Consider the following 26,517-nt stretch of genomic DNA (forward strand, 5'->3'; position numbering starts at 1 on the left):
GTATACCCATCACGCCCCGGCGTGCCATCCGGCGCTTCCCCCCGGCGTGCCATCGGGCGCTTCCCCCCGGCGTGCCATCGGGCGCTTCCCCCCGGCGTGCCATCGGGCGCCTTCCCCGCGTGCCATCGGGCGCCTCCCCCGGCGCGCTGTCGCAGGCCGGCTCCGTCCGCCGTCAGCGGCGCGTTAACCCGCCGGAGGGCTCGTGCCGGGCCGCCTGGGCCTGGCACGGCACCTCGGACCGGAGGACGCCGCTGAAACAGGCTGTCGGGAGGGCCCGAGAGGGCACAGGGCCCTGCAAGGGCATTCCTCTCCGGTCGGGGTGGCGGGCTGAGCCGTCGTGGTCCATCCTTGCCGCTCGGGCACACGCCGTCACCCTGGCGGTGGCCGTCATCTCGACACAGGGTGCTGCCCCGGCACAGTCGGCCGGCGCGCCTCCCGTGCGGGGGCGCCGAGGGTCGGAAGGGCCGTGCATGCGGTGGCGGCAGGGGAGGACAGGTGGAGGCAAAGGGGAGCCGGGTGGCCGGACGCGCCGGACGCGCGGTGGAGGCAAAAGGAAGCCGGATGGCCGGACCCGCGGTGGAGACAAAGGGAAGCCAGGTGGCCGGACGCGCGATGGCCGTCAAGGCGACCCGGGTGGTTCGGCGCGCGGTCGCGGTAGGGGGAGGCCGACTGACTGGCTGCGTCCCCGATCCGGGGTGCTCGCCCCGATGCGCCCCCCACCTCCTTCCGATCTCCCGGCACCTTTCCCGTATATCCCTCCCCGTGCGTCACGTGTCCCTCCCTGTGCGTCACGCCTGCGCGACCTGTGCCGTGCCGCCGCCAAGCTCGCTGAACCTTTCAGTTCGGACTGCCGCCCATCGCCCGGTCGCCTCGACCCCCCGCTTCCCTCCCTGCCCCGCCGTCGGCGAATTCCAGCCGCTCCCACACCCCCGCCAGCCCCCCGCCCGCCGTCCGAGGAGCCGAACGTCCGCCTCCCACCTGCGCCTTCTCTCCGGCGCTGACGAAATGTCAGCCACCTGCCCGGCCGTCGACCCGCGCCCGCCCGTCAAGAAATTCCTGTCCGAATCATTGACGCTCTCCCGACCCCCTCGTACCTTGTGCCAGCAAGCGCTTTCTTGAAACGATTCATGCAAGCGGCAACGACGCTGCGGGGAGGCCGGCTGTGGGAGCCAGCAGGAATGTTGACAGGCGAACGATCCTGAAGGTGGCCGGGGCATCAGCGGCCACCCTGGGGCTGGCCGCTACCACGGGATGCGGAGGCGACAGCGGTTCCGGGGACGGGACGGTGACGCTCCGTTACGCATGGTGGGGTGGCGAGCCGCGCGCCATCGCCATCAAGAAGACGATCGCACTCTTCGAGAAGAAGTACCCGAAGATCAAGATCAAGCCCGAATTCACCGACTACGAGGCGTTCTGGGAGAAGTTCCAGACCCAGGCCTCCGGCGGGAATCCGCCGGATGTTTTCCAGAACGCGGTCGGTTTCCTGCGCAAGTACGACAAGCGCGGTGTTCTGCTGGACCTCAAGACGCAGGCGGACGCGGGCAATCTGAGCCTGGAGAACTTCCGCAACGGAGTTCTGGCGAACGGTCAGGTCGACGGCAAGCAGATCGGCATACCCGTCGGCGCCAACACCATGTCGCTCGTCATCGACCTCAACGCCTTCAAGAAGGCGGGCGTCGAGGCGAAGTTCGGCTGGACCTGGGACGAGTACTTCGACGCGCTCCAGACCATTCAGGACAAGGCCAAGATCGCCGGCGACACCGGCTACTTCAGCATCATGTACCTGTACGACCTCTACCTGCGCCAGAACGGCAAGGCCTTCTTCACCGACTCCGACCTCGGCTTCACCCAGGACGACCTGACGCAGTGGTGGGAGGACGGCTACAAGCGCGTGAAGTCCGGGCTCGTCGCCGATCCGAAGAAGATCGAGCAGGCCAAGCCCAAGTCCGGTCTGTCGGCGGGCCTCGCCGCGTCCGAGTTCACCTGGGACAACTTCTCCATCCGCTACGAGGGCGAGGGCGAGTCGGACTACGGGCTCGCGCCGATCCCCACCACGGACGGCAAGAACACCGGCCAGTACCTCGGCTCGCTGATGCTCAGCGCCTTCTCCGGGACCAAGCACCCCAAGGAGGTCGCGCAGTTCATCGACTTCATGGTGCACGACCCCGAGGTCGGCAAGATCATGGGCTACGACCGCGGCATCCTCGCCACGACCGAGCAGTACGAGGCGTTCACCCCCACCGACGACAACAACAAGGGCGTCAAGGCGTACGAGGAGGAGGTCGCCGCGGCCGGTGTGCTCGGGAAGATCACCCCGCACCCGTCCGGCGCCGATGTCGTCGAGGCGGCCTTCCTGCGCATCGGCGGTGAGGTCGCCCAGGGCAAGACGAAGCCCGCCGACGCCGCCAAGACGCTGTTCGCCGAGGCCAAGGCCGCGTTCGCGGGCTGAGGGGACGTACCACCATGACGCTCGTCAAGGAAGCGCCCGCGCGCTCGGCCGGGAAGCGGTCCGCCGCTCCCGTCGCCGGGCGCCGCGGGCGGCGCCGCGAGAACCTCGCCGGTTATCTCTTCATGTCGCCGTGGATCGCGGGGTTCCTGCTGCTCACGGCGGGGCCGATGATCGCGTCGCTGTACTACGCGTTCACCAGCTACAACCTGTTCACGCCGCCCCAGTGGGTGGGGCTGGACAACTTCACGACGATGTTCCAGGACCCGCGCTGGCAGAAGTCGGTGCAGGTCACGCTGAAGTACGTCGTCGTGGCCACGCCGCTGAAGCTCCTGCTCGCGCTCGGCGTCGCGCTGCTGCTCGCGCAGAAGCGGCGAGGACAGGGCCTGTACCGGGCCGCGTTCTACATGCCCTCGCTCATCGGCGCCAGCGTCTCCGTGGGTTTCGTGTGGCGGGCGCTGTTCTCGGACGACGCGGTCGTGGACCGTACGCAGAAGATCTTCGGTCTCGACGTGGGTGGCTGGATCGGCAACCCGGACTACGTCCTCTACGCCCTGGTGGCCCTGAGCATCTGGCAGTTCGGCGCGCCGATGGTCATCTTCCTGGCCGGCCTCAAGCAGGTCCCGCGGGAGCTGTACGAGGCCGCCGAGATGGACGGGGCCGGCCCCTTCCGCAGGTTCTGGAACGTCACGCTGCCGATGATTTCCCCGGTGCTGTTCTTCAACGTGCTGCTGGAGTCGATCCACGCGTTCCAGGTGTTCGGCTCCGCGTACGTCGTCTCCGACACCCGGTGCGGGCCCGCCGACGCCACGCTCGTCTACACCTGCTACCTCTACCAGAAGGGCTTCAAGGAGGCCCAGATGGGCTTCGCCTCGGCGATGGCCTGGACGCTGGTGGTCGCGGTGGCGCTCGTCACGGCGGTCCTGTTCTGGTCGCAGAAGAAGTGGGTGCACTACGAGGAGGCCGCCAAGTGACCACTGCCACCAGCCCTGTGGCGCGCACCGCGAGCGAGCGGCGGCGCACCGGATCGATCGCCTGGCACGTCGGCGCGCTCGCCGTCCTCGCGGTCGTCCTGTACCCGGTCGTCTGGGTGGTCGGTGCCTCGTTCAAGCCGAGCAAGGACATCATCGCCAGCCTCGACCTGCTGCCCACCAAGCCGGTCTGGGCCAACTTCTCCGGACTCTCCGACGGCATCTCCGGCATCTCCATCAGCAGCTTCTTCGTGAACTCGCTGATGTACGCCGTCCTCGCCGTCGTCGGTGTCGTGGTGTCCAGCTCGCTGACCGCGTACGCCTTCGCCAAGATCCGGTTCGCCGGGCGGAACCTGCTGTTCACGCTGATGATCGGCACGCTGCTGCTGCCGTACCACGTGCTGCTCATCCCGCAGTACGTGATGTTCCGCAACCTGGAACTCGTCGACACGCTGGTGCCGCTCGTCGCGGGCAAGTTCCTGGCCACGGAGGCGTTCTTCGTCTTCCTGATGGTGCAGTTCATGCGCGGGCTGCCGCGTGAGCTGGACGAGGCCGCCAAGCTCGACGGCTGCGGGCACCTGAGGACCTACTGGTCCATCGTGCTGCCCCTGTGCCGCCCCGCCATCATCACCAGCGCCATCTTCACCTTCATCAACGCGTGGAACGACTTCATGGGGCCGTTGATCTACCTCAACACCCCCGAGAAGTACACGGTCTCGCTCGGCCTGATGATGTTCCGCGACCAGGAGGGCATCTCCAACTACGGCAGCATGATCGCGATGTCGCTGGTGGCGCTGGTGCCGGTCATCGCCTTCTTCATGGCCTTCCAGCGCTACCTCATCGACGGTATGGCGACGTCCGGACTGAAGGGCTGAGACGGTCACCATGGCGCAGACACGCGTGAAGGCACGCAAGGAGTCCGTGTTCGGCGAGCGCTTCGCGCTCTTCGCCGAGTCCCTGCTCACCGGCGTGTGGATCGCCGTGGCCTGTCTCGGGGTCGTCACCTACCCCGCGGCCTTCGCCGCCGGCGCGCGGCATCTGCGGCGACGGGCCCGTCACGAGGGCGGCGGCTGGCGGGACTTCGTCGCGGACTTCCGGGCGGCCGTGCGCGCGGGGTGGGTCGTCGGGCTCACCGGCTGGGTGGCGGCGGCCGCGGTCTGGATCGACGTACAGGCCGCGCGCGCCGGGCTCCCCGGCGGGCCGCTCGTCGGGGCCGTGGGCCTGTTCGCCCTGATCGGGTGCGTGGTCGCCGGGATGCGCGCGGCCGCGGTGTGGACGCCGGGTGACTCCTGGCGCCCGCTGCTCGCCCAGGCCGGCCGCCGTACCGTGCTCGACCCTGCCGGATCCTTTCTGCTCACCGCCGGGCTCGCCGTGGTCGCCCTGTCCGGCATGTTCGTCGCGCCGCTGGCGGTCCCCGTCCTGGGGGCCGTCGCGGCGGCGGCCGTCGCCGTCGAGGAGCGCTACCGGCGCCGCTGACGGGCGGTGCCCCCTTGTCGGTCCGGCGCCCCGGGCGCCGTACCTCTCTCTGTCATGCCCCTGACCACCCCCCTGCACCCGCACGGAAGGAAAGGCTGCATCCCATGTCTCCCATCCCCCGCAGGTCCCTCCTCAAGGCGGCAGCCGTCGCCGGCGCCGCCGCCCAGTTCAGCTGGGCCCTGGGAGCGAAGGACGCGCAGGCCGCGCCGATAGCCGCGGCCGCCGACGACGACCCGGTGACCCTGGACTGGCTGGAGGACGGCGGCCTCGGCGCCGCCCCCGGCTCCACCCTCGGCGTGCCCTGGCCGATGGGCACCTACCAGGAGGACCAGACCTTCGCGCTGACGGACGCCGACGGCAAGGACGTGCCCGTACAGTCCTGGCCGATCGCCTACTGGCCGGACGGGTCCCTGAAGTGGACCGCCCACGCCGTCAGCTCCGGCACCGGCAAGCTCACCCTCGCCGCCGGCACACCGGCCGCCCCCGACAACAAGGTCACCGTCGACAAGAGCGGCGGCACCGTCGACGTCTCCACCGGCGTCATCACCGCGAAGATCGGCAAGGACGGCGCCACCCTCATCAAGTCGGTCAAGCGCGGCTCCACCGAGATCGCCAAGAACGGCCGCCTGGTCCTGATCCGCCAGCCCGAGATCGAGGACGAGGACCAGGGCAGCGTCAAGACCGAGCGCTTCGACGGCGCCATCTCCGACGTCACCGTCGAGCAGGAGGGCCCGGTCCGCGCGGTCGTCCGCATCGACGGCAAGCACCGCAAGGGCAGCCGCAGCTGGCTGCCGTTCTCCATCCGCCTGTACTTCTACGCCGGCGCCGACTCCTTCCGCATGGTGCACACCATCACCTTCGACGGCACGCAGGAGCCCGGAAAGGCCAGCGGCGACTTCATCCGCGGCCTCGGCGTCCGCTTCACCGTCCCGATGCGCGACGAGTCCTACGACCGGCACATCCGCATCGGCGGCGAGGGCACCGGCCTGCTCCGCGAGGCCGTCAAGGGCATCACCGGCCTGCGCCGCGACCCGGGCGCGGCCGTCCAGGCGGCCCAGTACGCGGGCGAGAAGCTGCCCGACCCCTCCACCTGGGACCAGCGGGTCACCACCCGCCTCCAGTACATCCCCGAGTGGGGCGACTACACCCTCTCCCAGCTCTCCGCCGACGGCTTCACCCTGCGCAAGCGCACCAAGAAGGGCTACGGCTGGATCGGCGCCGGCGGCGGCAAGCGGGCCTCCGGGTTCGGGTACGTCGGCGGCGTGAGCGGCGGCCTCTCCTTCGGCCTCAGGGACTTCTGGGAGAAGTTCCCCGCCCAGCTCGACATCCGCGACGCCCACACCGACGAGGCCGAGGTCACCCTCTGGCTCTGGTCGCCCGAGGCGCAGCCCATGGACCTGCGCTTCTACCACGACGGCATGGGCCAGGACACCTACGCCGAGCAGCTCGAAGGCCTCAACATCACCTACGAGGACTACGAGCCCGGCTTCGGCACCCCCTACGGCATCGCCCGGACCTCCGAACTCCTCTTCTGGGCCAACGAGGCCACCCCGACCCCGGAGAAGCTCGCCGAGCAGGTCGAGGCCGTCCGCGTCCTGCCCCAGCTCGCCGCCCCGCCCAAGCAGCTCATCAAGGCCAAGGTCTTCGGCCCCGGCCTCTACTCCGAGCCCGACCGCTCCACCCCCGCCAAGGCCAAGATCGAGGACCACCTCGACTTCCTCTTCACCTACTACAAGGACCAGGTGGAGCAGCGCCGCTGGTACGGCTTCTGGGACTACGGCGACATCATGCACACCTACGACACCGTCCGGCACCAGTGGCGGTACGACATCGGCGGCTACGCCTGGGACAACTCCGAGCTGTCGCCGGACCTCTGGCTCTGGTTCGCCTACCTGCGCTCCGGCCGCGCGGACATCTTCCGCTTCGCCGAGGCGATGACCCGGCACACCGGCGAGGTCGACGTCTACCACATCGGCCAGTGGGCGGGCCTGGGCACCCGGCACGGCGTCCAGCACTACGCCGACAGCGCCAAGCAGCAGCGCATCGCCAACACCACCTACCGCCGCTACTACTACTTCCTCACCGCCGACGAACGCGTCGGCGACCTCATGCACGCCAACGTCGACTCCGACGAGACCTTCCTCGTCCTCGACCCGCAGCGCAAGGTGCGCACCGACACCTACACCCCCGACCGGCACGCCCTGTCGATCGGCTTCGGCACCGACTGGAGCGGTCTGGTGTCGGCCTGGCTGACGGAGTGGGAGCGCAAGGGCCCCAAGTGGGAGAAGGCCAAGGCGCGCGTGCTGTCGACGATGGAGGGCATCGCCGCCCAGCCGAACGGCTTCGTGCAGGGCAGCGGCCTGTACGACCTCGACACCGGCCAGTTCGCCGTCGCCACGACGCCGGTCGTCGGCGTCTCCCACCTCTCCGCCGTCTTCGGCCTCAACGAGCTGTGCGCCGAACTCATCCACCTCGTCGACATACCGAAGTTCAACGAGGCCTACTACGACTACTGCCGCTACTTCAACGCCAGCAAGACCGAACAGGCGGCACGCTACGGCTCCAACTTCGGCACCCTGCTGCTCTTCCAGGGCCACTCGCGCCTCGACGCGTACGCGGCCGTGCAGACCGGGGACGAGAAGCTCGCCGCACGCGCCTGGGACAAGTTCTACAACTCCGACGGCTACAAGGAGTCCGCGCCCTGGCAGACGGAGGCACTCAGCGGCCCCGTCACCCTGGTGCCGGGCAGCGAGGCGGCCTGGGTGTCCACCAACGACACCGCGCTGTACGGCCTCGCCGCCATCGAGAACCTGGCACTGCTCGGCGACAAGATGCCGTCGTAGCCGGCCGGGGGCGAAGGGGGTGATCCGCGTCGGCCGGATCACCCCCCGGGCCTGTCGACCGGATCACGCCGCGGACGGCAGGGCCGTTAGTCCATCCTCCCCAGCACCTCCCGCACCCGCCGCGCGTCGCGCAACCGCTGCTCGTAGGTGGCACCCACCGCGAGCAGCAGCAGACCGGCGAGTGCGGGAGGCACCCACCGCGGGACGAGACCGACGACCTGGGCGAGGTACGGGGCCAGCTCGTGCAGCGCGTCCAGGGCCAGCACCGAGGCGCCCAGCGCCAGGGGCGCCTGGAGCCGGTGCCGGGCGCCCAGCAGCGTGACCAGCAGCGCCGCGGCCCCCAGCAGCAGCGGACGGGTCCACTGCGGGTCGCCCCAGGCCGCGGCGAGGCCCGGCAGGAACGTGGCCGCGAGCCCGGGGCCGTACGCCGTCCAGGACGAGGTCTCCGGCACGCGGCGCCGGCGCCAGGCACCCACGGCCAGCGCCGGGACGGTCACGGGCAGCGTGTACGCCTCCGGCGCGGAGACCTCCCAGGCGGCCAGGCGGACCCAGGCGGCCAGCAGGAAGAGGACAGCGGCCGCGAAGCCGGCGGGCCGGCGGCCGGCGCGGACCGCCGAGGCGCCCGTGATCACACCGCACAGGGACAGCACCAGCGCCAGCATCGGCGGATCGGTCACCGCGAGACCCACCGCGAGCACCCCGGCGGCCGCGCCCGTCACCTCGACCGGCACGGTCGCCGGGGACCCTCCGAGCCGGGCGGCGAACAGGGCCGCGGCCGCGGCGACCGCGAGGACCGGCAGCGCGGTGTGCGCCGCCGGCCACTGCGCCGCCGCGCCCGCCGCGCAGGCCAGCGCGGTGGCGTAGCCGAGCGCGGCCGGGGCCGTGACCGGGGTGAGCCGAGGCCGCGCCGACACCGTCACGAACAGCGCCGTCAGCGCCGGCAGCACGGTCAGGGTCGCGCTCTGCGTCGCCAGGGACAGCAGCGCGACGGTGACCGAGGTGGCCAGGGAGAGGGCCGCGGCGGTCCACGGGGTGGGCAGGAAGGCCGCTGCCGCGGTGAGGACGCCGAGCGCCAGCAGCGTGGCGACGTAGGGCAGTTCGCAGACCGCAGGGAGGGCCGTGCACGCCGCCCACGCCAGGAACAGCGCCCCGGTACGGGCCCGGGGACGCCAGGTGTCGTGCCGGACGGCCAGGGCGAGGCCGCCCGCGACGGCCACCAGGACGAGCAGCGCCTGTACCGGGTGCGGCGGCCACGGGGTGTGGACGGTCACCGCGTCGCGGGCGTCCGCGGGCGCGCCCGACCAGGGGTGCTCCAGCCGGCCGAGCGGGCCCAGCAGCACCACCGCGACCAGGGGCAGCGCCCACAGCAGCGCGAGGGCCTGCACCGCGGCACCGGCCCGGGCGAGGCCGACCCGCAGCGGCTCGGCGAGCCGGTGCGGTACCGCCGCGAACAGGACGAGGCCGCAGGCGAGGTGGGCGGGGACCGCCCAGCCGGCGGGCAGCGCCGCCCGCAGCGCCCCGCCGCCCGCGGCCACCAGCAGCAGACCGCCCGCGGACGCCGCGGCACCCGCCGGGCCCGGACCCGGCAGCCGCAGGGCGGCGCCCAGCGCGACGGCCGCCGCGAGGACGAGCAGCGCCGTCGCACGGGCGGCGGCGCCCGGACCGGCGGCCGTCCAGGACAGCCATCCGGCCGCCAGGACGCCCCCACCGCCCAGCGCGCAGGCGCCGACGGCGGCGGTGACCCGCGCCGACCGGACGGTCACCCGGAGCGCGACGGCCGTGTCGAGCCCGGCCGTCACCAGCAGCGCCGCCGCGACGGCGTCCAGGTCGGCACCCACCGCGAACACGCCCAGCGGCAGCGGGAGTTGGGCGGCGGCCAGCGCCGAGGGCAACGGCAGCCGCAGGGCGGGCAGCCCGTGGCCGTACGCCGCCCAGAGCGCCGCCAGCAGCGCCGCCGCGACCGCCGCGTACCCGGTGCCGTCGGTGCCGGTGAGCGCCGCCCCGCGCAGCGCGTAGGCGTCCAGCGCCGTGAGCGCCAGCCCGAGGCCCGCCACCGACTCCGCGGTCGAGCGCAGCCCGCGCCGCAGCAGGAACACCGGCGCGGCGAGCACGGCCACCGTCACCGTGCCCAGCACCACGGCCCGCCCGGCGATCCCCAGATGCCCCCAGCTCACCAGGGTGAACGCGATCGCCGCGACCGTCAGCAGGGTCCCGCCGAGCAGCAGCAGGACGTTCTGGACGCGCGGGGCGCTCGCCTCGGGACGCGCCGCGGGCCGGGGCGGCGGTCCCACCGGCGGCCGGCCGTTCCGCAGAGCGGCGACCACCTGGCCGCGGCGCGTCAGCAACCACGCCCGACGGGCGTCCAGTTGCCGCAGTTCGGCGTCGATGAGCCACAGCTCCTCGGCCGGGGGCGGAAAATGCGTCATGGAACGGAGTGTGGTCCGCGTCACCCCCGACGGCATGAGCGCGGCTACTCAGGGCGTACTCAGATCCCGGACCGGCGGCGGGCACACTCGGCCCATGGACTGGACGCACTACCGCTTCCGCAGCCTGTGGCGCCTGCCCGCGCCGCCCGCCGCCGTCTACGCCGCCCTGGAACGCCCCGAGGACTACCCCCGCTGGTGGCCGCAGGTCCGCGAGGTGACCCGGCTCGACGACACCACCGGCGTCATCACGATCCGCTCGTTCCTGCCGTACGCCATGACCTTCACCGCGCGCGAGGTGCGGCACGATCCCGGGGCCGGGGTGCTGGAGGTCGCCCTGTCCGGGGACATCGAGGGCTGGGCGCGCTGGACGGTGACCGCGGCGGGAACCGGCGCGCTCGCCCGCTACGACCAGGTCGTCGACGTCGACAAGCCGTTGCTCAGGCGGTTCGCCGTGCCCGGACGGCCGGTCTTCCGCGCCAACCACCGGCTGATGATGCGCGCCGGCCGGCGCGGACTCGCGGCCTACCTGCAAGCGGTTTGAACGAAGCCCGCGGGGACCTGTATTGTTCACTCCGTTCCCGGGCGATTAGCTCAGTGGGAGAGCGCTTCGTTCACACCGAAGAGGTCACTGGTTCGAACCCAGTATCGCCCACCGGGAAAGAGCCGGTCCGCATCGAGCGGACCGGCTCTTCCGTGTGTGCCGCGGGGCCGGATACGCTTCCGATCTTCACGGGGCAGGGGAGGCGCCCGTGGCGGGAGGGGACCTTCACTTGAGCACTGCGCAGGCCGGCAGACCGTGGGCGGTCGAGAACCTCACCCGGGCGCGGAGGGTCGTCGCCCCGTTCAAGATCTTCTTTCTCGTGCTGCTGCTCGGCGGGCTCGTCGCGCTCTTCCGGGTCACCGGCAACGTGGAGCGCGTCACCGCGATGTGGGTGGGCGCCGAGATCGCCGCCGACGGCAGCATCCGCGTCACCGAGGTCATCGACTACGACTTCGGATACCCCGACACCACCCGGCACGGCATCTACCGGGACCTGCCGGACCTGCCCTACGACGAGGACACGGCCGGGATCGTCGTCACCATGGACGGCGCCCGGGTCCCGTGGGAACTCACCGTCGGGGACGACTACCAGGAGCCGGACGGCAGGATCGAGGCCGCCCCCAGGATCAAGGTGGGCGACCCCGACCGCTCCGTCACCGGCGTGCACCGGTACCGCATCCAGTACACGCTCACGGAGGTCGTCAGGAGCGGCGAGCTCGCCTGGGACGCGGTCGGTACGGGATGGCGGGTCGACCGCCGCGACGTGGAGATCCAGGTCGTGGCCCCGTACGACCTCACCGGCACCCGCTGCGTGCGGGGCACCGACGGTTCCGAGGGCGCCTGCACCGTCCGCAGGACCGGGCCCGGCCGGCTCGCCGCCGACCTCGGCACGCTTCAGGGACACGAGGGCGTCACCCTCTCCACCTCCCGCGGGCAGAAGCTGACCGGCGCGAAGCCCGCACTGCCCGAGCCGCCCTCCGGGAAGGCCGCCGGAGAAACCCTGGAACACCCGCTGTGGGTGGCCCTGTCGGCCTTCGGCTCCACGCTGGCCTGCGCCGCCGTGACCATCTGGCTGCTGCGCCTCCTCGGCCGCGACCGGATCGTGGAAGAAGGGCCCGACGGGACGCCCGGCCGGACGCGGCGCGTCGGCCTCGACCGGCTAGCCGCCTCGCTCCCGCCGTCCCCCGTGCCCCCCGAGGGACTGACCCCGGCCCAGGGCGGGATCCTGCTCGCCGAACAGGTCGCGCCCGAACACCAGGCGGCCTGGCTGCTCGGCGCGGCCGCCGACGGGCACATCACGTTCGAGGGCGACGACCGGTACCCCACCCTCAAGCGCCGCGAGGGGGGCGACGCCCCGGCGGACCCGGTCGCCGACGTGGTCTTCGACACCATGTTCGCCGGGCGGGACACGGTCACCCTCGGCCTGGCCGACGCGCGCTTCAGATCCGCCTGGGAGACGCTCGCCGACCGGCTGACGCGGTGGCAGACCGACAGCGGCCTGTGGGACGCGGCCGCCGCGCGCCGTGCCCGCGTCGGACGGCACATCGGTACCGCCGCCACCCTGACCGGCTTCGCCACGGCGGCTCTCGGGGCCTGGCTGGGCGGCGGCCGGTACCCGGCCGGTACGCCCGTGCTCGCCGCGGGCCTGACCGCCGTCGGCGTCGGCTTCGCGCTGCGGCTGCGTGCCTGGGAGTTGCAGACCCGCACTCCGCGCGGCGCCGCCCTCTGGCTCCGGACGGAGGCGTTCCGGCGCCACCTCCTCGACCCGCCCCCGCACCGGGACCGCGAACCCCTCGACGAGGAACGGGTGGAGCTGTACACGGCCTGGTCCGTGTCCCTCCAGGCGGAGCACCCCTGGCAGCAGGCCGTCGCCGACTCGACGGCCGTCCCCCGGCGGGGCGCGACCGTCACGTCCCGGATCGGCCCCGCCCTCGCCATCGGCCTGGTCGCCGCCGCCGTGAGCTCCAGCACGGCCCCGTCCTCCGGAGGCGGAGGCGGCGGCGGAGGCGGTGGCGGCGGTGGCGGGGGTGTCGGTGGCGGCGACGGCGGCGGTGGCGGAGGGTCGTGGTGACCGACCTGCCGGTGACCTGCCCGCAGCCACAGTCGCAGCCGCAACCGCAGCCGCAGGGGACGCCGTAGGGGCTCCTACGCCGCCGCCGGCAGCACCGGGCGCAGCGGCCACGACGTGTCGACCGTCTCCGGTGAGCCGTTGCGCGCGAACCACGCCTGGAGGCCGCGCGCCTGCGCCGCGTGCCAGGTCGTCTGCAACGCGTGCAGTTCGCCGGGCGACAGGCGCTCCAGCCGGGCCGCGAAGCGCCGGCCCAGCGCCCGCACCACCTCCAGCGCGGCCACCGCGTCCGCCGCGGCGTCGTGCGCGTCGGCCAGCGCCACGCCGTAGTGCTCACACAGGTCGACGAGCGTGCGGCGGCCCTTGCGGTAGCGGTCCAGGTGCTTGTCCAGCACCCTCGGGTCCAGCACCCGGAGAGGCGCCGGCTCCAGCCAGTGACCCAGCGACGAGGCGCGGTGCCGGCGCAGCTCGCGGTCGAGCAGCGTCAGGTCGAACGGCGCGTTCATCACCACCAACGGCCGTGCCGCCGCAGCCTGTTCGGCGAGCAGCTCGGCTATCTCGTACATCACCGGCGACGGCCAGCGGCCGTTGCGGTGCAGATGGTCCTCCGTCAGCCCGTGCACCGCCGTCGCCTCGGCGGGCACCGGCACGCCCGGGTTCACCAGCCAGCGGGTCACCCGCGGCCGGAGGCCCGGCCCGTCCTGGACGACGAGCGCGGCCGACACGATCCGGTCGGTCTCGACGTCCACCCCTGTCGTCTCCGTGTCGAACGCCGCCAAAGGGCCCTCGTACCAGTTCGTCATACCTGCACAACCCCTCGTTCAGCCACGGCAGCTGACGTCCCGTCTTCTGCCTGTTTGGTGATACCCGGGCTGTTTGCGCCGTACGCCGGGAGGACACAACAGGAGTACGGGTCCCCGCAGTTCAGGGGCTCGACGCGGAATCCACTCGACCCCCGGCACGGGATCGGGGCTGCCTGGAAGGCTGTTGGCCATGGTGATAGCGCAGCCCGAGCGGGGCGGGCTGCTGCCCGAACGGACGGAACCCCAGCGCGGCACACTCGCCACCACCGCCTGCATGGAGACCTTGCAGGTGGGCTACCTCCACGCGGTCGCGGCGGCGGCCGGCTGCTCGCTGTCCCAGCCCTTTCCGGACAACGGCATCGACTGGCACGTCAGCCACAGCGCGCCCGGCCACACCGTCGACGACGAGGTGACCATCAAGGTGCAGCTGAAGGCGACGTACCAGATCCCGCCGAACCCGCCCGGCCGGTCCTTCTCCTTCACGCTCGACAACGACCACCTGAGGAAACTCGCCCGCACCCCGGTGTCGGTGCACAAGATCCTCGTCGTGATGATCGTCCCCCGGTCCCGCGACCAGTGGCTGCGGGCCGGCCACGACCGGCTCGACCTCAGGCACTGCTGCTACTGGGTCAACCTCGCCGGCCACCCGGTCACCGGCCGGACCCGGACCACCGTGCGGATCCCCACCTCGCGCGTCTTCGACGACCGGGCCCTGTGCGAGATCATGACGCGGGTCGGGACGGGAGGCAGACCATGACGCACCGCCCGTCCGACGAACCCCTGCGGCCGGTACGGCCCCATCCCGCCGAGCCCGCCTGGCACCGTCCCCCCGAGCCCGCCGACGTCGACCCGGCCGTCCTCGGCGCCCTGCTCCACCGGCACGGCTGGCAGCGCCGCGGCGGCGCCGCCGGACGCTACGGCCGCTGGACCCCGCCCGGACCGGGCGGCGCCGCCACCAGCCTGCTGGTGCCCGAGAGCCGCGCCTTCCCCGACAGCGACGACCTGCTCGGCGAGGCGCTCCAGGCGCTGGCGCGCAGCCAGGCGCCCGCCGCGCGGGAGGTGCTGGTCGCCCTCGCCGTCCCCAGCGACGAGGTCCACTGGTGGCGCGACGTCCCGGCCGGGCCCGCGGCCGTCGGCGCCGCCTCCTGGGCCGTCGAGGAGCAGCTGCGCGGCGCCGCCCGGCAGCTGCTCCTCGCCGCGGCGCTCGCCACCCGCGCACGGGCCGGCTACCACGGCGCCCGGCACCGGCGCACGGCCGCCGCGGTGCTGGAGACCGTCCTCGTCGGCTCCGCGGACGGCGGCCGCCGGCTGACCGCGTTCACGCCGGTGGCCGGGGCCCGCCCCCTCGCCGTACGCCTCCACCATGCGCTGTACGCCGTCCGCGAGGCCATCGACTACCAGCGCGCCACCGGCGGCATGGACGCCTTCGACGGGGCCGTCGAGGCGGGCGCCAGCCGGGAGCTCACCGAGGCGCTGATCGCCCTCGTCCGGGGCACCGAGGGCGCCCGGATCGCCGTCGCCTGGGCGCCCGCCGCCGGAGTGCCCGAGGGCTGCGCCGCCACCGCCGAGCCCGTGGAGTTCTCGCCCGGCGACCTGACCGCCCTGCGCGCGGCCGGCGCCCGCTACCTGCGCGAGGAGCCCTCGGTGCCCGTGCGCATCACCGGAGCGGTGGTCCGGCTGCGCAGGTCGGGGCCGCGCGGCGAGGGCAGCGTACGGCTGCGGGTGCTCGCCGGTGCCGAGGTGCCGCACGTCCGGCTCACCCTCGACGAGGACGACTACCGCATCGCGGTCCAGGCCCACCTGGTCGGACTGCCGGTGCGGGTGCAGGGGCGGCTGGAGAGCCGGGGCGGTTTCCGCAGGCTGACGGCCGCGCGCGGAGTGGTCCCCGTGCAGGTGGACGAGTCCGAGCGGGACCGGCTGATGAAGTCGCTGCACGAGAATCTGGACTGCTTCGAGGAGGCCTGCGGAGGGGACTGATTTCGCGGTCGGCGGGTGCGGGTCGGTACGATCCCCTATTGCGCGCGCTCCCGGTATGGCGCCGCACCCCACCTGCAGTCAGGAGAGACCGGTGTCAGACGTCCGTGTGATCATCCAACGCGATTCCGAGCGGGAAGAGCGCGTGGTGACGACGGGCACTACGGCCGCCGACCTCTTCGCCGGCGAGCGCTCGATCGTCGCCGCGCGGGTGGGCGGTGAGCTCAAGGACCTCGCTCACGAGCTCCGGGACGGCGAGACCGTGGAGGGTGTCGAGATCTCCTCCGAGGACGGCCTCAACATCCTGCGCCACTCCACCGCGCACGTCATGGCCCAGGCCGTGCAGGAGCTCTTCCCCGAGGCCAAGCTGGGTATCGGCCCGCCCGTCAAGGACGGCTTCTACTACGACTTCGACGTCGAGAAGCCGTTCCACCCCGATGACCTCAAGGCCATCGAGAAGAAGATGCAGGAGATCCAGAAGCGCGGGCAGAAGTTCGCCCGCCGGGTCGTCACGGACGAGGAGGCCCGCGAGGAGCTGGCCGGTGAGCCGTACAAGCTGGAGCTGATCGGCCTCAAGGGCTCCGCGTCCTCCGACGACGGCGCGGACGTCGAGGTCGGCGCCGGCGAGCTGACGATCTACGACAACCTGGACGCCAAGACCGGCGAGCTGTGCTGGAAGGACCTCTGCCGCGGTCCCCACCTGCCCTCCACCCGGCTCATCCCGGCGTTCAAGCTGATGCGCAACGCGGCCGCCTACTGGCGCGGCAGCGAGAAGAACCCGATGCTCCAGCGCATCTACGGCACCGCCTGGCCGTCCAAGGACGAGCTGAAGGCGTACCTGGACTTCCTCGCCGAGGCCGAGAAGCGCGACCACCGCAAGCTGGGCAGCGAGCTCGACCTGTTCTCCATCCCGGAGCAGATCGGCTCCGGCCTCGCGGTCTTCCACCCCAAGGGCGGCATCGTCCGGCGGGTCATGGAGGACTACTCGCGGCGCCGCCACGAGGAGGAGGGCTACGAGTTCGTCTACACCCCGCACGCGACGAAGGGGAAGCTCTTCGAGACCTCGGGCCACCTGGACTGGTACGCCGACGGCATGTACCCGCCCATGCAGCTCGACGAGGGCGTGGACTACTACCTCAAGCCCATGAACTGCCCGATGCACAACCTGATCTTCGACGCGCGCGGCCGCTCCTACCGTGAACTCCCGCTGCGCCTCTTCGAGTTCGGGACCGTGTACCGGTACGAGAAGTCGGGCGTCGTGCACGGCCTGACCCGTGCCCGCGGCTTCACCCAGGACGACGCGCACATCTACTGCACCCGCGAGCAGATGTCGGAGGAGCTCGACAAGACGCTCACCTTCGTCCTCGGCCTGCTGCGCGACTACGGTCTGACCGACTTCTACCTGGAGCTGTCGACCAAGGACCCGGAGAAGTTCGTCGGCTCCGACGAGGTCTGGGAGGAGGCGACCGAGACCCTGCGCCAGGTCGCCGAGAAGCAGGGCCTGCCGCTCGTGCCCGACCCGGGCGGCGCCGCCTTCTACGGCCCGAAGATCTCCGTCCAGACCAAGGACGCCATCGGCCGCACCTGGCAGATGTCGACCATCCAGCTCGACTTCAACCTGCCGGAGCGCTTCGACCTGGAGTACACCGGCCCCGACGGCTCGAAGCAGCGCCCGGTGATGATCCACCGTGCCCTCTTCGGCTCCATCGAGCGGTTCTTCGCGGTGCTCCTGGAGCACTACGCGGGCGCCTTCCCGGCGTGGCTGGCGCCGGTCCAGGCGATCGGCATCCCGATCGGCGACGGGCACGTGGAGTACCTGGAGAAGTTCGCCGCCGCCGCGAAGAAGCAGGGGCTGCGCGTCGAGGTCGACTCCTCCTCCGACCGGATGCAGAAGAAGATCCGCAACGCCCAGAAGCAGAAGGTGCCCTTCATGGTCATCGCGGGCGACGAGGACATGTCGAACGGTTCGGTGTCCTTCCGCTACCGCGACGGCTCGCAGGAGAACGGCATCCCGTTCGACGAGGCCATCGCCAAGATCGCGAAGGTCGTCGAGGAGCGGGCCCAGGTCTGATCCCCCGGTGCGCGGGCCCTCGGAGAGCTCAGTCCTCCGAGGGCCCGCCGCCGTTCCGGCGGTCGCTCTCCAGCGAGAACACCTGGAGCAGCCACGACGAGAACGAGCCCGTCACGGCGCCCAGCAGCGCCAGCCCGCACGCCATCAGGCCGACGGCGATCACCCGGCCCCGGGCCGTGACCGGGACGACATCGCCGTAGCCGACCGTGGTCAGCGTCGCGCACGCCCACCACAGCGCGTCCCCGAAGGTGTGCATCTGGGTGCCCGGCACCCCCCGTTCCTCGTCGTAGACGGCGAGCGAGCACGCGAAGCCGAGCAGGACCGTCGTCACCCCGGCGTAGGCGATCACGCGCGCGTAGAGCGACAGCCGGGGTTCACCGTGCCGGCGCTGGACGGCCTCGTACACCTTGACCACCCGCAGCGGACGCAGCAGGGGCAGCAGGACGACCACGGTGTCCAGCTTGTGCGCGGGGACGAACCGCGGCCCCTGCCCGCTCAGCCGCCAGCGCACCCCGTAGTCGACCACGAACATCAGCCAGGCGAGGTACATCACCGCCGCGCACAGGTCCCGCCATGCGCCCGGCAGCCCCTGGGCGAGGACCTGGATCGCGTACATGATGAGGAACACCAGTGAGGCGACGGCCAGAGGTAGCTCGGTGCGCCGCTCCCAGCGGGCCTGACGGCCGACTTCGTCCATCGGCCCAGCTTGGCCCGCGCAGGTCGCGCCGCAACCCCGGCGACACGTCGCGAACGGGCGAAGCCATATGCTGCCTTGCATGACGAGTGAGCCGGAGCAGCAGATCGGAGTGGGGACGCAGGACGCGTTCCAGCGCCTGTGGACGCCCCACCGGATGGCCTACATCCAGGGCGAGAACAAGCCGACCGGCCCGGGGGCCGACGACGGCTGCCCCTTCTGCTCGATCCCGGCGAAATCCGACGAGGACGGGCTGATCGTCCGGCGGGGTGAGCACGTGTACGCGGTGCTGAACCTGTACCCGTACAACGGCGGCCACCTCATGACCGTCCCCTACCGGCACGTCGCCGACTACACCGACCTGACCGGGCCGGAGACCGCCGAGCTCGGCGAGCTGACCAAGCAGGCGATGACCGCGCTGCGCACCGCGTCCGGCGCGCAGGGCTTCAACATCGGCATGAACCAGGGCTCGGTGGCGGGCGCCGGCATCGCGGCGCACCTGCACCAGCACATCGTGCCCCGCTGGGGCGGCGACACGAACTTCATGCCGGTCGTGGGGCACACCCGGGTGCTGCCGCAGCTGCTGGCGGACACCCGGAAGATGCTGGCGGAGGCGTGGCCGACGGCTTCCTAGGTGCCGTCCCGGACGGCGTCGTCCCGGACGGCTCGGGACGGGTGAGCCAGGACTCGGCCACGGGATCGTGAACAGGGGAGGGCCTTCCGGGGCGCCGTGGATCGTGACGTCCACAGGAACCGAAAGGCCCTCGGGGCCCACCGTGCACACCCCTGACCGGGACCGGCCGGTCGCGTCCGGTCCCGGTCCGGTCCCGGTCAGGTCCGGCCACGGGAGGCTACGCGTCGTAGGTGTCGGCCTTCTTCGGGGAGGCCTCCTGCACCGCCCCGCTGAGCGCCGACGCGCGCGAGCTGAACTTGTCGGTGTCCACGTCGTGCTCCTTGAGCACCCTGAGCGCGGCCCGGTGCACCGCGCGCAGCACCGGCGTGGCGGTGCGCAGCGCGTCGTCCGCCATGAAGCGGTGGCTCCAGGGCTGGTCGGCCCAGGCGTGGCGCAGACCGAAGGGCTCGGGCAGGCCGATCGAGCCGCCGAGCCACTTCAACAGCGGCGGGTACCAGCTGATCGTGGCGCGGGCGGCCAGCCGCACCACCTCGTCGGGGGTGACGAGCGGAAGCTTGACCGTCCGGGTCTCCCAGAAGCGGACGGTCTTGGCCACCTGCTTGGTGGGCGCCGCGGGCTTGGTGCTGAACAGCCCGTTGACCGGGCCCAGGGCGTGTCCGGTGACCTCGATGCGCAGGGTCTCCTTCAGCACGGTCACCGTGATCATCATGGTGAGGATCAGGTTGCCGTTCCACAGGTGGGGCCACTGGACACCCAGGTAGTGCCGGTCGCCGCTGTCGAACTGCTGGTTGTTGCAGATGTCCTCGACGGCCTTCGGCTTGACCTGGTAGGCCTCGACGTCGGTGCCCTCGGGCCTGGACACCGCCTTGGCGCCCGCGCCCACGTGGGTGACGACCCAGTGCCGGACCGACGGGGCGGGGAACCCCCCGGTCTTCAGGTTCTGCCGGTTCAGCAGGCTCAGCTCGTCGTGGATGGCCCTCACGACCGTCCAGCTGCGGAACTCGTGGACGCCCTTGACCGGGTCGATCGGGACCAGCTCCTCGGCGAGGTGCCAGGCGCCCCAGCGGGTGCCCATGCCGAGGATGCCCTTGGGGCCCGCGTAGAAGATCGAGTTGGACTGCTGCTCGGCGCTGAGCCGGGCCAGGGACTGGCGCAGCTGCTCGGCAGCGGCCTGGTCGGGGCTGGTGGGCACCGCCTCGGGGACCTTCGCGCCGACGCTGCCGCCGGACAGCAGCCCGCCCCAGTTCTCGCGCAGATCCTTCGCGGTGCTCTCGCAGAGCCGCTTGGCCAGGAACCAGCCGGCGACGGGGGCCACGATGCACCCGCGCGCATACCAGCCCGCGATGCCGGTGAACGGCATCCGCAGCAGGAAGATCACGGCGAGCGCGCCGACGGCGACCAGCAGGCCGGTGGCGAGCCCGGAGACCCGCTTGTCGCCCGCCTTGCCCATGGTGGCCCGCAGCTGGAAGACGAGCAGCCAGACCAGGAGACCCGGCAGGAAGAGCACCCCGCACACCAGCATGAGCCCGGTCAGCTTCTGGTCGCGCTGCCGGCGGATGCGGGTGGCCGCCAGGCAGTGCTCGACGACCACCTGAGGTTCGCTGCCGAAGGACTGGATGAGCGGATCGCGGCCGACGCCCAGCATGCGGTCGATCACGGCCTGGGAGTACGCCTCACCGAAGTTGGGCCGGAAGATCTTCGCCCATGGGCGGCCCTCCTTGACCGTGGTCTGGTGCCACTCGTTGTCGGCCTTCTTGATCTCCTCCATCGGTGTGTCCCGATAGGCCGCCGAAGCCAGGGCGTACGTCGGGGCGCCCCCTGAGCCGCCCGTCCTCGGCACCTGTGGCCCGAAGAAGTCCTCAACGGTCATTACCGCCCCCACTCGCCGCCACTCTCGCTCCTGCGGCCTTCCCGACTTCCGTACTCCGCACACCTGTTGATCAGGTCATCAGCGTATCTCCAGCCGACGGCATCCGTCGGCGGACGGCCGAAGCCGCCCGCCGCACCGGAGGAATCGGATGAATCGGATGAATTGGATGAATCGGAGGAAGTGCAGGAAAGGCGTTCCGTGCCGGGCACTTGAGGCCACTCGGGAACGGCCTCTTCCCAACCCCTAACCTTCCTCCGCCTGTTGGCGCACCCGCTCGGCCACCTGGACCGGCATCGGCTCGTGCCGGGCGTAGGAGCGGTCGAACCGGGCCGTGCCGTGCGAGAGCGAGCGCAGGTCGACCGCGTACCGGCCGATCTCGATCTCGGGCACCTCGGCGCGCACCAGCGTGCGCCCGCCGCTCGTCTGCTCGGTGCCCAGCACCCGCCCGCGCCGGCCGGACAGGTCGCTCATCACGGCGCCCACGTACTCGTCGCCGACCAGGACGGACACCTCGGCCACCGGCTCCAGCAGATGGATCCGGACGTCGGCCGCGGCCTCCCGCAGCGCGAGCGCGCCGGCCGTCTGGAACGCGGCGTCCGAGGAGTCCACCGAGTGCGCCTTGCCGTCGAGGAGCGTGATCCGCACGTCGACCAGGGGATGCCCGGCCGCCACCCCCTTGGCCGCCTGGGCCCGGACGCCCTTCTCGACGGAGGGGATGAACTGGCGCGGCACCGCGCCGCCGACGACCTTGTCCACGAACTCGATGCCCGAGCCGCCCGGCAGCGGCTCGACCTCGATCTCGCAGATGGCGTACTGGCCGTGCCCGCCGGACTGCTTGACGTGCCGGCCGCGGCCGGCGGACCTCTCCGCGAACGTCTCCCGCAGGGGGACCTGGTGCGCCACGACGTCGACCTGGACGCCGTAGCGGCTGCGCAGCCGTTCCAGGGCGACGTCCGCGTGGGCCTCGCCCAGGCACCACAGCACCACCTGGTGGGTGTCCTGGTTCTGCTCCAGGCGCATCGTCGGGTCCTCGGCGACCAGCCGCGCCAGCCCCTGCGAGAGCTTGTCCTCGTCCGCCTTGCTGTGGGCCCGGATGGCCAGCGGCAGCAGCGGGTCGGGCATTCGCCAGGGCTCCATCAGGAGCGGGTCGTCCTTGGCGGAGAGGGTGTCGCCGGTCTCCGCGCGGCTCAGCTTGGCCACGCACGCGAGGTCGCCCGCGACGCAGTGGGTCAGGGCGCGCTGCTGTTTGCCGAAGGGCGCGGACAGGGCGCCGACGCGTTCGTCGACGTCGTGGTCCTCGTGGCCGCGGTCGGTCAGCCCGTGGCCGGAGACGTGGACGGTGTCGTCGGGACGCAGGGTGCCGGAGAAGACGCGGACGAGCGAGACGCGCCCGACGTAGGGGTCGGACGACGTCTTCACGACCTCCGCGACCAGCGGCCCGCCCGGATCGCACGACGTCAGCTCGCGCGGCTTGCCGTCGACGGTCGTGACGCTCGGCGCCTCGCGCTCCAGGGGGGTCGGGAAGCCGCGGGTGACCAGGTCCAGCAGCTCGACCGTGCCGAGGCCCTGGCGGGCGCCCTCGGCCGCGGGGGCGGCGGCCAGCACGGGGAAGAACGTCCCGCGCGCGACGGCCCGCTCCAGGTCCTCGATCAGCGCCCCGACACCGATCTGCTCGCCGCCCAGGTAGCGGTCCATGAGCGTCTCGTCCTCGCTCTCGGCGATGATCCCCTCGATCAGCCGGTTGCGGGCCTCCTCGATCAGCGGCAGCTGGTCCTCACCGGGCTCGGACTCCTTGCGCTCCCCGGTGGAGTAGTCGAACAGCTTCTGCGACAGCAGGCCGATCAGCCCCGTCACGGGCGCGTGCCCGTCCGGCGCCTGCGGGCCGTGCAGCGGCAGGTACAGCGGCAGCACGGCGTCGGGATCGTCGCCGCCGAAGGCCTCCGCGCAGATCCGGGTCATCTCCTCGAAGTCCGCGCGCGCCGCCTCCAGGTGCGTCACGACGATGGCGCGCGGCATGCCGACGGCGGCGCACTCGTCCCACACCATCCGGGTCGAGCCGTCCACGCCGTCCGAGGCGGAGACGACGAAGAGGGCCGCGTCCGCGGCGCGCAGACCGGCCCTGAGCTCGCCGACGAAGTCGGCGTATCCGGGGGTGTCGATGACGTTGATCTTGATGCCGTCCCAGATGACGGGCACCAGGGAGAGCTGCACCGAGCGCTGCTGGCGGTGCTCGATCTCGTCGTAGTCGGACACGGTGCCGCCGTCCTCCACGCGGCCCGCCCGGTTCACCGCTCCCGCCGTCAGCGCGAGAGCCTCCACCAGGGTCGTCTTGCCCGATCCGCTGTGGCCGACCAGTACCACATTCCGTACGGACGCGGGGTGGTCGGCCGCCGTAGCCCTGCCGGCGGCTCCGGGGTGGGTGTGTGTCTTGTCGCCCATTTCTTGCCTCCCGTGCACGGTGAGGTCATCGGGGGCGCGGACACGGCGGCGCCGCGTGCGGTGGCGGCTCCGGCGACGCCCGCGGTCCTTCGAGCTTTCCACTCCCGTCACGGCTCGTCCATACGAGGGACGCGCCGGCGCCACGCACCCGTGGCGGGCGCGCCCGGCCGGGCCGCCGCCGGCCCGTGACACGGGGCCGGGTGCCCGACGGCCGCCCCCGCGCACCCGTGGCTACGATGGGCCAGCCGGCGGCCACCAGGGGCCGCGGCCACACCGACCGTCGGGAAGGCCATGCTGAACAAGTACGCGCGTGCATTCTTCACGCGTGTCCTCACGCCGTTCGCCGCGTTTCTCATCCGCCGGGGCGTGAGCCCCGACACGGTCACGCTGATCGGCACCGCCGGCGTGGTCGCGGGCGCGCTGGTCTTCTACCCCAGGGGCGAGTTCTTCTGGGGCACGGTGGTGATCACCCTCTTCGTCTTCTCCGACCTCGTCGACGGCAACATGGCCCGCCAGCTCGGCCGGTCCAGCCGCTGGGGCGCCTTCCTGGACTCCACGCTCGACCGGGTGGCCGACGGCGCGATCTTCGGCGGGTTCGCGCTCTGGTACGCGGGCGGCGGTGACGACGACGTCCTGTGCGCCGTCTCGATCTTCTGCCTGGCCAGCGGCCAGGTCGTGTCGTACACCAAGGCGCGCGGCGAGTCGATCGGGCTGCCGGTCGCCGTCAACGGGCTGGTGGAGCGGGCCGAGCGGCTGGTGGTCTCGCTGGTCGCGGCCGGCCTGGCGGGCCTGCACGCGTTCGGCGTGCCCGGCATCCAGTACCTGCTGCCGGTCGCCCTGTGGATCGTCGCCGTCGGCAGCCTGGTCACGCTGATCCAGCGCGTCGTCACCGTACGGCGCGAGTCGGCGGAGGCCGAGGCGGCTGCGGCTGCGGCGGCGGAGGCGGAGGCCGGGGCGGGGGCGGAGGCCGGGGCGGCGGACGCCGGGTCCGGGTCCGGGGCCTCCGACCGGCCGGAGACCGAGGGGCACGAGGCGGCCAAGTGAACCCCCGGGACCAGGTCAGCGACGCCCTGTACGGCCTCGGCTGGAGCACCGTCAAGCGGCTCCCCGAGCCCGTGGCGCTCCGCCTCGGCCGCACCATCGCCGACCTCGCCTGGAAACAGCGCGGCAAGGGCGTGCTGCGCCTGGAGAGCAACTACGCGCGCGTGGTGCCCGACGCGAGCCCCGAGCGCCTGGCCGAGCTGTCCCGCGCGGGCATGCGTTCCTACCTGCGGTACTGGATGGAGTCCTTCCGGCTCCCGGCCTTCAGCGCCGAGCGCATCAGGGACGGCTTCGCCGTCAAGGACCTGCACCACCTGACCGACGGACTCGCCGCCGGCCGGGGCGTCGTCCTCGCGCTGCCCCACCTGGCCAACTGGGACCTCGCCGGTGCCTGGGTCACCACCGAGCTGAAGATCCCGTTCACGACGGTCGCCGAGCGGCTGAAGCCGGAAACCCTCTACGACCGTTTCGTCGCCTACCGCGAGGGCCTCGGCATGGAGGTCCTGCCGCACAGCGGCGGCACCGCCTTCGGCACCCTCGCCCGGCGGCTGCGCGACGGAGGCCTGGTCTGCCTGGTCGCCGACCGGGACCTGTCCGCGTCCGGCGTCGAGGTCGACTTCTTCGGCGACACCGCCCGCATGCCCGCGGGACCGGCCCTGCTCGCCCAGCAGACCGGCGCCCTGCTGCTCCCCGTCACGCTCTGGTACGACGACTCGCCCGTCATGCGGGGCCGGATCCATCCCCCGATCGAGGTGCCCGAGGCAGGTAACCGGGCCGAGAAGACGTCTGTCATGACACAGGCGCTGGCGAACGCCTTCGCCACGGGCATCGCCGACCACCCGGAGGACTGGCACATGCTGCAGCGGCTTTGGCTCGCGGACCTCGACCCGGCGCGTCCCGCCCCTCCCTCTCGTCCTTCCGGAGGGGCCGCGTGAGGATCGGCATCGTCTGCCCGTACTCCTGGGACGTGCCGGGCGGCGTCCAGTTCCACATCCGCGACCTCGCCGAGTACTTCATCCGGCTCGGCCACGAGGTCTCCGTCCTGGCCCCGGCCGACGACGACACCCCGGTGCCGCCGTACGTCGTCCCGGCGGGCCGCGCGGTGCCGGTGCCGTACAACGGCTCGGTGGCCCGCCTGAACTTCGGCTTCCTGAGCGCCGCCCGGGTCCGCCGCTGGCTGCACGACGGAGCGTTCGACGTCATCCACATCCACGAGCCGACCTCGCCCTCGCTGGGCCTGCTGGCCTGCTGGGCGGCGCAGGGCCCCATCGTGGCGACCTTCCACACGTCCAACCCGCGCTCGCGCGCGATGATCGCCGCGTACTCGATCCTCCAGGCCGCCCTGGAGAAGATCAGCGCCCGGATCGCGGTGAGCGAGTACGCCCGGCGGACGCTGGTGGAGCACCTCGGCGGGGACGCGGTCGTGATCCCCAACGGCGTCGACGTCGACTTCTTCGCCAAGGCCGAGCCCAGACCCGAGTGGCAGGGCCGGACCATCGGCTTCATGGGCCGCATCGACGAGCCGCGCAAGGGCCTGCCCGTCCTGATGCGGGCGCTGCCGACGATCTTCGCGGAGCGGCCGGAGGCCCGCCTCCTCATCGCCGGGCGCGGCGACGAGGAGGAGGCGGTGGCCGGCCTGCCGGAGGAACTGCGCTCCCGCGTGGAGTTCCTCGGCATGATCAGCGACGAGGACAAGGCCCGCTTCCTGCGCAGCGTCGACCTGTACGTCGCCCCCAACACCGGCGGCGAGAGCTTCGGCATCATCCTGGTCGAGGCACTGTCCGCCGGCGCCCCCGTCCTCGCCTCCGACCTGGACGCCTTCGCCCAGGTGCTGGACCAGGGAGCGGCGGGCGAACTCTTCGCCAACGAGGACGCCGACGCCCTCGCCGACGCCGCCGTACGCCTCCTCGGGGACCCCGCCCGCCTGGCGGAACTGCGGGAACGCGGCAGCGCCCACGTACGGCGCTTCGACTGGTCCACCGTCGGCGCCGACATCCTCTCCGTCTACGAGACGGTGACGGCGGGCGCCGCCGCGGTGGCCGCCGACGAACGCACCCCGGGCGGCGGGGGCGGCGGAAGCGGCGGACTGCGGGCGCGACTGGGGCTGGCGCGGGACTGAGGGGCGGCTGGACGGCACGGGGGCGGTGACAGGGGCGGCCGGGCCGGTTGGCGCGGTGGTGCTGTGACGGGGGCTGTTCCTGGTGCGGTGCCGCCAGTGGC

19 protein-coding genes and 1 tRNA gene are annotated in these 26,517 nt (G+C 72.4%); 15 read left to right on the forward strand and 5 right to left on the reverse strand.

Annotated elements, in window-relative coordinates; translation table 11 throughout:
• Nucleotides 1-1,162: 1,162 nt before the first annotated feature.
• The 5 genes from ACZ3KJ_RS15415 (at nt 1,163) to ACZ3KJ_RS15435 (ending at nt 7,736) form a co-directional block, all read left to right on the forward strand.
• Nucleotides 1,163-2,449, forward strand: a complete 1,287-nt coding sequence (locus ACZ3KJ_RS15415; protein WP_467527223.1) for an ABC transporter substrate-binding protein — start codon at nt 1,163-1,165, stop codon at nt 2,447-2,449.
• 14 nt (nt 2,450-2,463) lie between these two features.
• Complete coding sequence (locus tag ACZ3KJ_RS15420) at nt 2,464-3,420, forward strand: carbohydrate ABC transporter permease (protein ID WP_467527224.1); 957 nt, start codon at nt 2,464-2,466, stop codon at nt 3,418-3,420.
• Nucleotides 3,417-4,292, forward strand: a complete 876-nt coding sequence (locus ACZ3KJ_RS15425; RefSeq protein ID WP_467527226.1) for a carbohydrate ABC transporter permease — start codon at nt 3,417-3,419, stop codon at nt 4,290-4,292. Before ACZ3KJ_RS15420 ends, ACZ3KJ_RS15425 begins: the two co-directional genes overlap by 4 nt.
• Before the next feature lie 10 nt (nt 4,293-4,302).
• Nucleotides 4,303-4,893 carry a hypothetical protein gene (locus ACZ3KJ_RS15430; RefSeq protein WP_467527227.1) on the forward strand — a complete coding sequence of 197 codons (591 nt, stop codon included), beginning with the start codon at nt 4,303-4,305 and terminating at the stop codon, nt 4,891-4,893.
• A gap of 104 nt (nt 4,894-4,997) precedes the next feature.
• Nucleotides 4,998-7,736: an exo-rhamnogalacturonan lyase family protein gene (locus tag ACZ3KJ_RS15435; protein WP_467527229.1), complete on the forward strand. Its 2,739-nt coding sequence runs from the start codon at nt 4,998-5,000 to the stop codon at nt 7,734-7,736.
• Nucleotides 7,737-7,822: 86 nt separating this feature from the next.
• On the opposite strand, the gene ACZ3KJ_RS15440 is transcribed toward ACZ3KJ_RS15435, so the two are convergent.
• Entirely contained in the window at nt 7,823-10,198 is a 2,376-nt protein-coding gene (locus ACZ3KJ_RS15440) for an SCO7613 C-terminal domain-containing membrane protein (RefSeq protein ID WP_467527230.1), read from the reverse strand.
• Nucleotides 10,199-10,256: 58 nt separating this feature from the next.
• On the opposite strand from ACZ3KJ_RS15440, the gene ACZ3KJ_RS15445 reads away from it, so the two are divergent.
• From ACZ3KJ_RS15445 to ACZ3KJ_RS15455, 3 genes are all read left to right on the forward strand, one after another.
• Nucleotides 10,257-10,703 (forward strand): SRPBCC family protein, encoded by a 447-nt coding sequence (locus ACZ3KJ_RS15445; RefSeq protein WP_467527231.1) that lies wholly within the window; start codon nt 10,257-10,259, stop codon nt 10,701-10,703.
• 39 nt (nt 10,704-10,742) lie between these two features.
• Nucleotides 10,743-10,814, forward strand: a tRNA-Val gene (locus ACZ3KJ_RS15450).
• A 118-nt stretch (nt 10,815-10,932) separates the two neighbouring features.
• Nucleotides 10,933-12,774 (forward strand): DUF2207 domain-containing protein, encoded by a 1,842-nt coding sequence (locus ACZ3KJ_RS15455; RefSeq protein ID WP_467527233.1) that lies wholly within the window; start codon nt 10,933-10,935, stop codon nt 12,772-12,774.
• A 74-nt stretch (nt 12,775-12,848) separates the two neighbouring features.
• Here the strand turns inward: ACZ3KJ_RS15455 and ACZ3KJ_RS15460 are convergent, their stop codons facing one another.
• Nucleotides 12,849-13,574 carry an exonuclease domain-containing protein gene (locus ACZ3KJ_RS15460; protein WP_467527235.1) on the reverse strand — a complete coding sequence of 242 codons (726 nt, stop codon included), beginning with the start codon at nt 13,572-13,574 and terminating at the stop codon, nt 12,849-12,851.
• A gap of 190 nt (nt 13,575-13,764) precedes the next feature.
• Between ACZ3KJ_RS15460 and ACZ3KJ_RS15465 the strand changes: the two genes are divergently transcribed.
• The 3 genes from ACZ3KJ_RS15465 (at nt 13,765) to thrS (ending at nt 17,619) form a co-directional block, all read left to right on the forward strand.
• The gene (locus ACZ3KJ_RS15465; RefSeq protein WP_385072037.1) at nt 13,765-14,331 is read left to right on the forward strand and encodes a DUF4365 domain-containing protein; all 567 of its coding nucleotides are present in this window, start codon (nt 13,765-13,767) and stop codon (nt 14,329-14,331) included.
• On the forward strand, nt 14,328-15,551 hold the full coding sequence (locus ACZ3KJ_RS15470; protein WP_467527238.1) for a hypothetical protein: 1,224 nt from the start codon (nt 14,328-14,330) through the stop codon (nt 15,549-15,551). The genes ACZ3KJ_RS15465 and ACZ3KJ_RS15470 overlap by 4 nt, the downstream gene beginning before the upstream one ends.
• Nucleotides 15,552-15,642: 91 nt before the next feature.
• Nucleotides 15,643-17,619, forward strand: a complete 1,977-nt coding sequence (gene thrS, locus ACZ3KJ_RS15475) for a threonine--tRNA ligase (RefSeq protein WP_467527240.1) — start codon at nt 15,643-15,645, stop codon at nt 17,617-17,619.
• A gap of 28 nt (nt 17,620-17,647) precedes the next feature.
• On the opposite strand, the gene ACZ3KJ_RS15480 is transcribed toward thrS, so the two are convergent.
• Complete coding sequence (locus ACZ3KJ_RS15480; RefSeq protein WP_467527242.1) at nt 17,648-18,316, reverse strand: potassium channel family protein; 669 nt, start codon at nt 18,314-18,316, stop codon at nt 17,648-17,650.
• A 67-nt stretch (nt 18,317-18,383) separates the two neighbouring features.
• Between ACZ3KJ_RS15480 and ACZ3KJ_RS15485 the strand changes: the two genes are divergently transcribed.
• A complete protein-coding gene (locus tag ACZ3KJ_RS15485) occupies nt 18,384-18,947 on the forward strand; it encodes an HIT family protein (RefSeq protein WP_385072027.1) in 564 nt (187 codons plus the stop codon).
• A 217-nt stretch (nt 18,948-19,164) separates the two neighbouring features.
• On the opposite strand, the gene ACZ3KJ_RS15490 is transcribed toward ACZ3KJ_RS15485, so the two are convergent.
• Nucleotides 19,165-20,817: a hypothetical protein gene (locus tag ACZ3KJ_RS15490; RefSeq protein WP_467527244.1), complete on the reverse strand. Its 1,653-nt coding sequence runs from the start codon at nt 20,815-20,817 to the stop codon at nt 19,165-19,167.
• A 243-nt stretch (nt 20,818-21,060) separates the two neighbouring features.
• Nucleotides 21,061-23,256: an elongation factor G-like protein EF-G2 gene (locus tag ACZ3KJ_RS15495; RefSeq protein WP_467527245.1), complete on the reverse strand. Its 2,196-nt coding sequence runs from the start codon at nt 23,254-23,256 to the stop codon at nt 21,061-21,063.
• 291 nt (nt 23,257-23,547) lie between these two features.
• On the opposite strand from ACZ3KJ_RS15495, the gene pgsA reads away from it, so the two are divergent.
• Genes pgsA through ACZ3KJ_RS15510 form a run of 3 tightly spaced genes read left to right on the forward strand, consistent with a single transcriptional unit; the run spans nt 23,548 to nt 26,416 of the window.
• Nucleotides 23,548-24,300, forward strand: coding sequence for a phosphatidylinositol phosphate synthase (gene pgsA / locus ACZ3KJ_RS15500; RefSeq protein WP_467527246.1), 753 nt, complete (start codon nt 23,548-23,550; stop codon nt 24,298-24,300).
• Nucleotides 24,297-25,232 carry a phosphatidylinositol mannoside acyltransferase gene (locus ACZ3KJ_RS15505; protein ID WP_467527248.1) on the forward strand — a complete coding sequence of 312 codons (936 nt, stop codon included), beginning with the start codon at nt 24,297-24,299 and terminating at the stop codon, nt 25,230-25,232. Before pgsA ends, ACZ3KJ_RS15505 begins: the two co-directional genes overlap by 4 nt.
• On the forward strand, nt 25,229-26,416 hold the full coding sequence (locus tag ACZ3KJ_RS15510; RefSeq protein ID WP_467527250.1) for a glycosyltransferase family 4 protein: 1,188 nt from the start codon (nt 25,229-25,231) through the stop codon (nt 26,414-26,416). The genes ACZ3KJ_RS15505 and ACZ3KJ_RS15510 overlap by 4 nt, the downstream gene beginning before the upstream one ends.
• The last annotated feature ends 101 nt before the right edge of the window (nt 26,417-26,517 follow it).

The organism is Streptomyces sp. NPDC003248, from assembly GCF_055563235.1.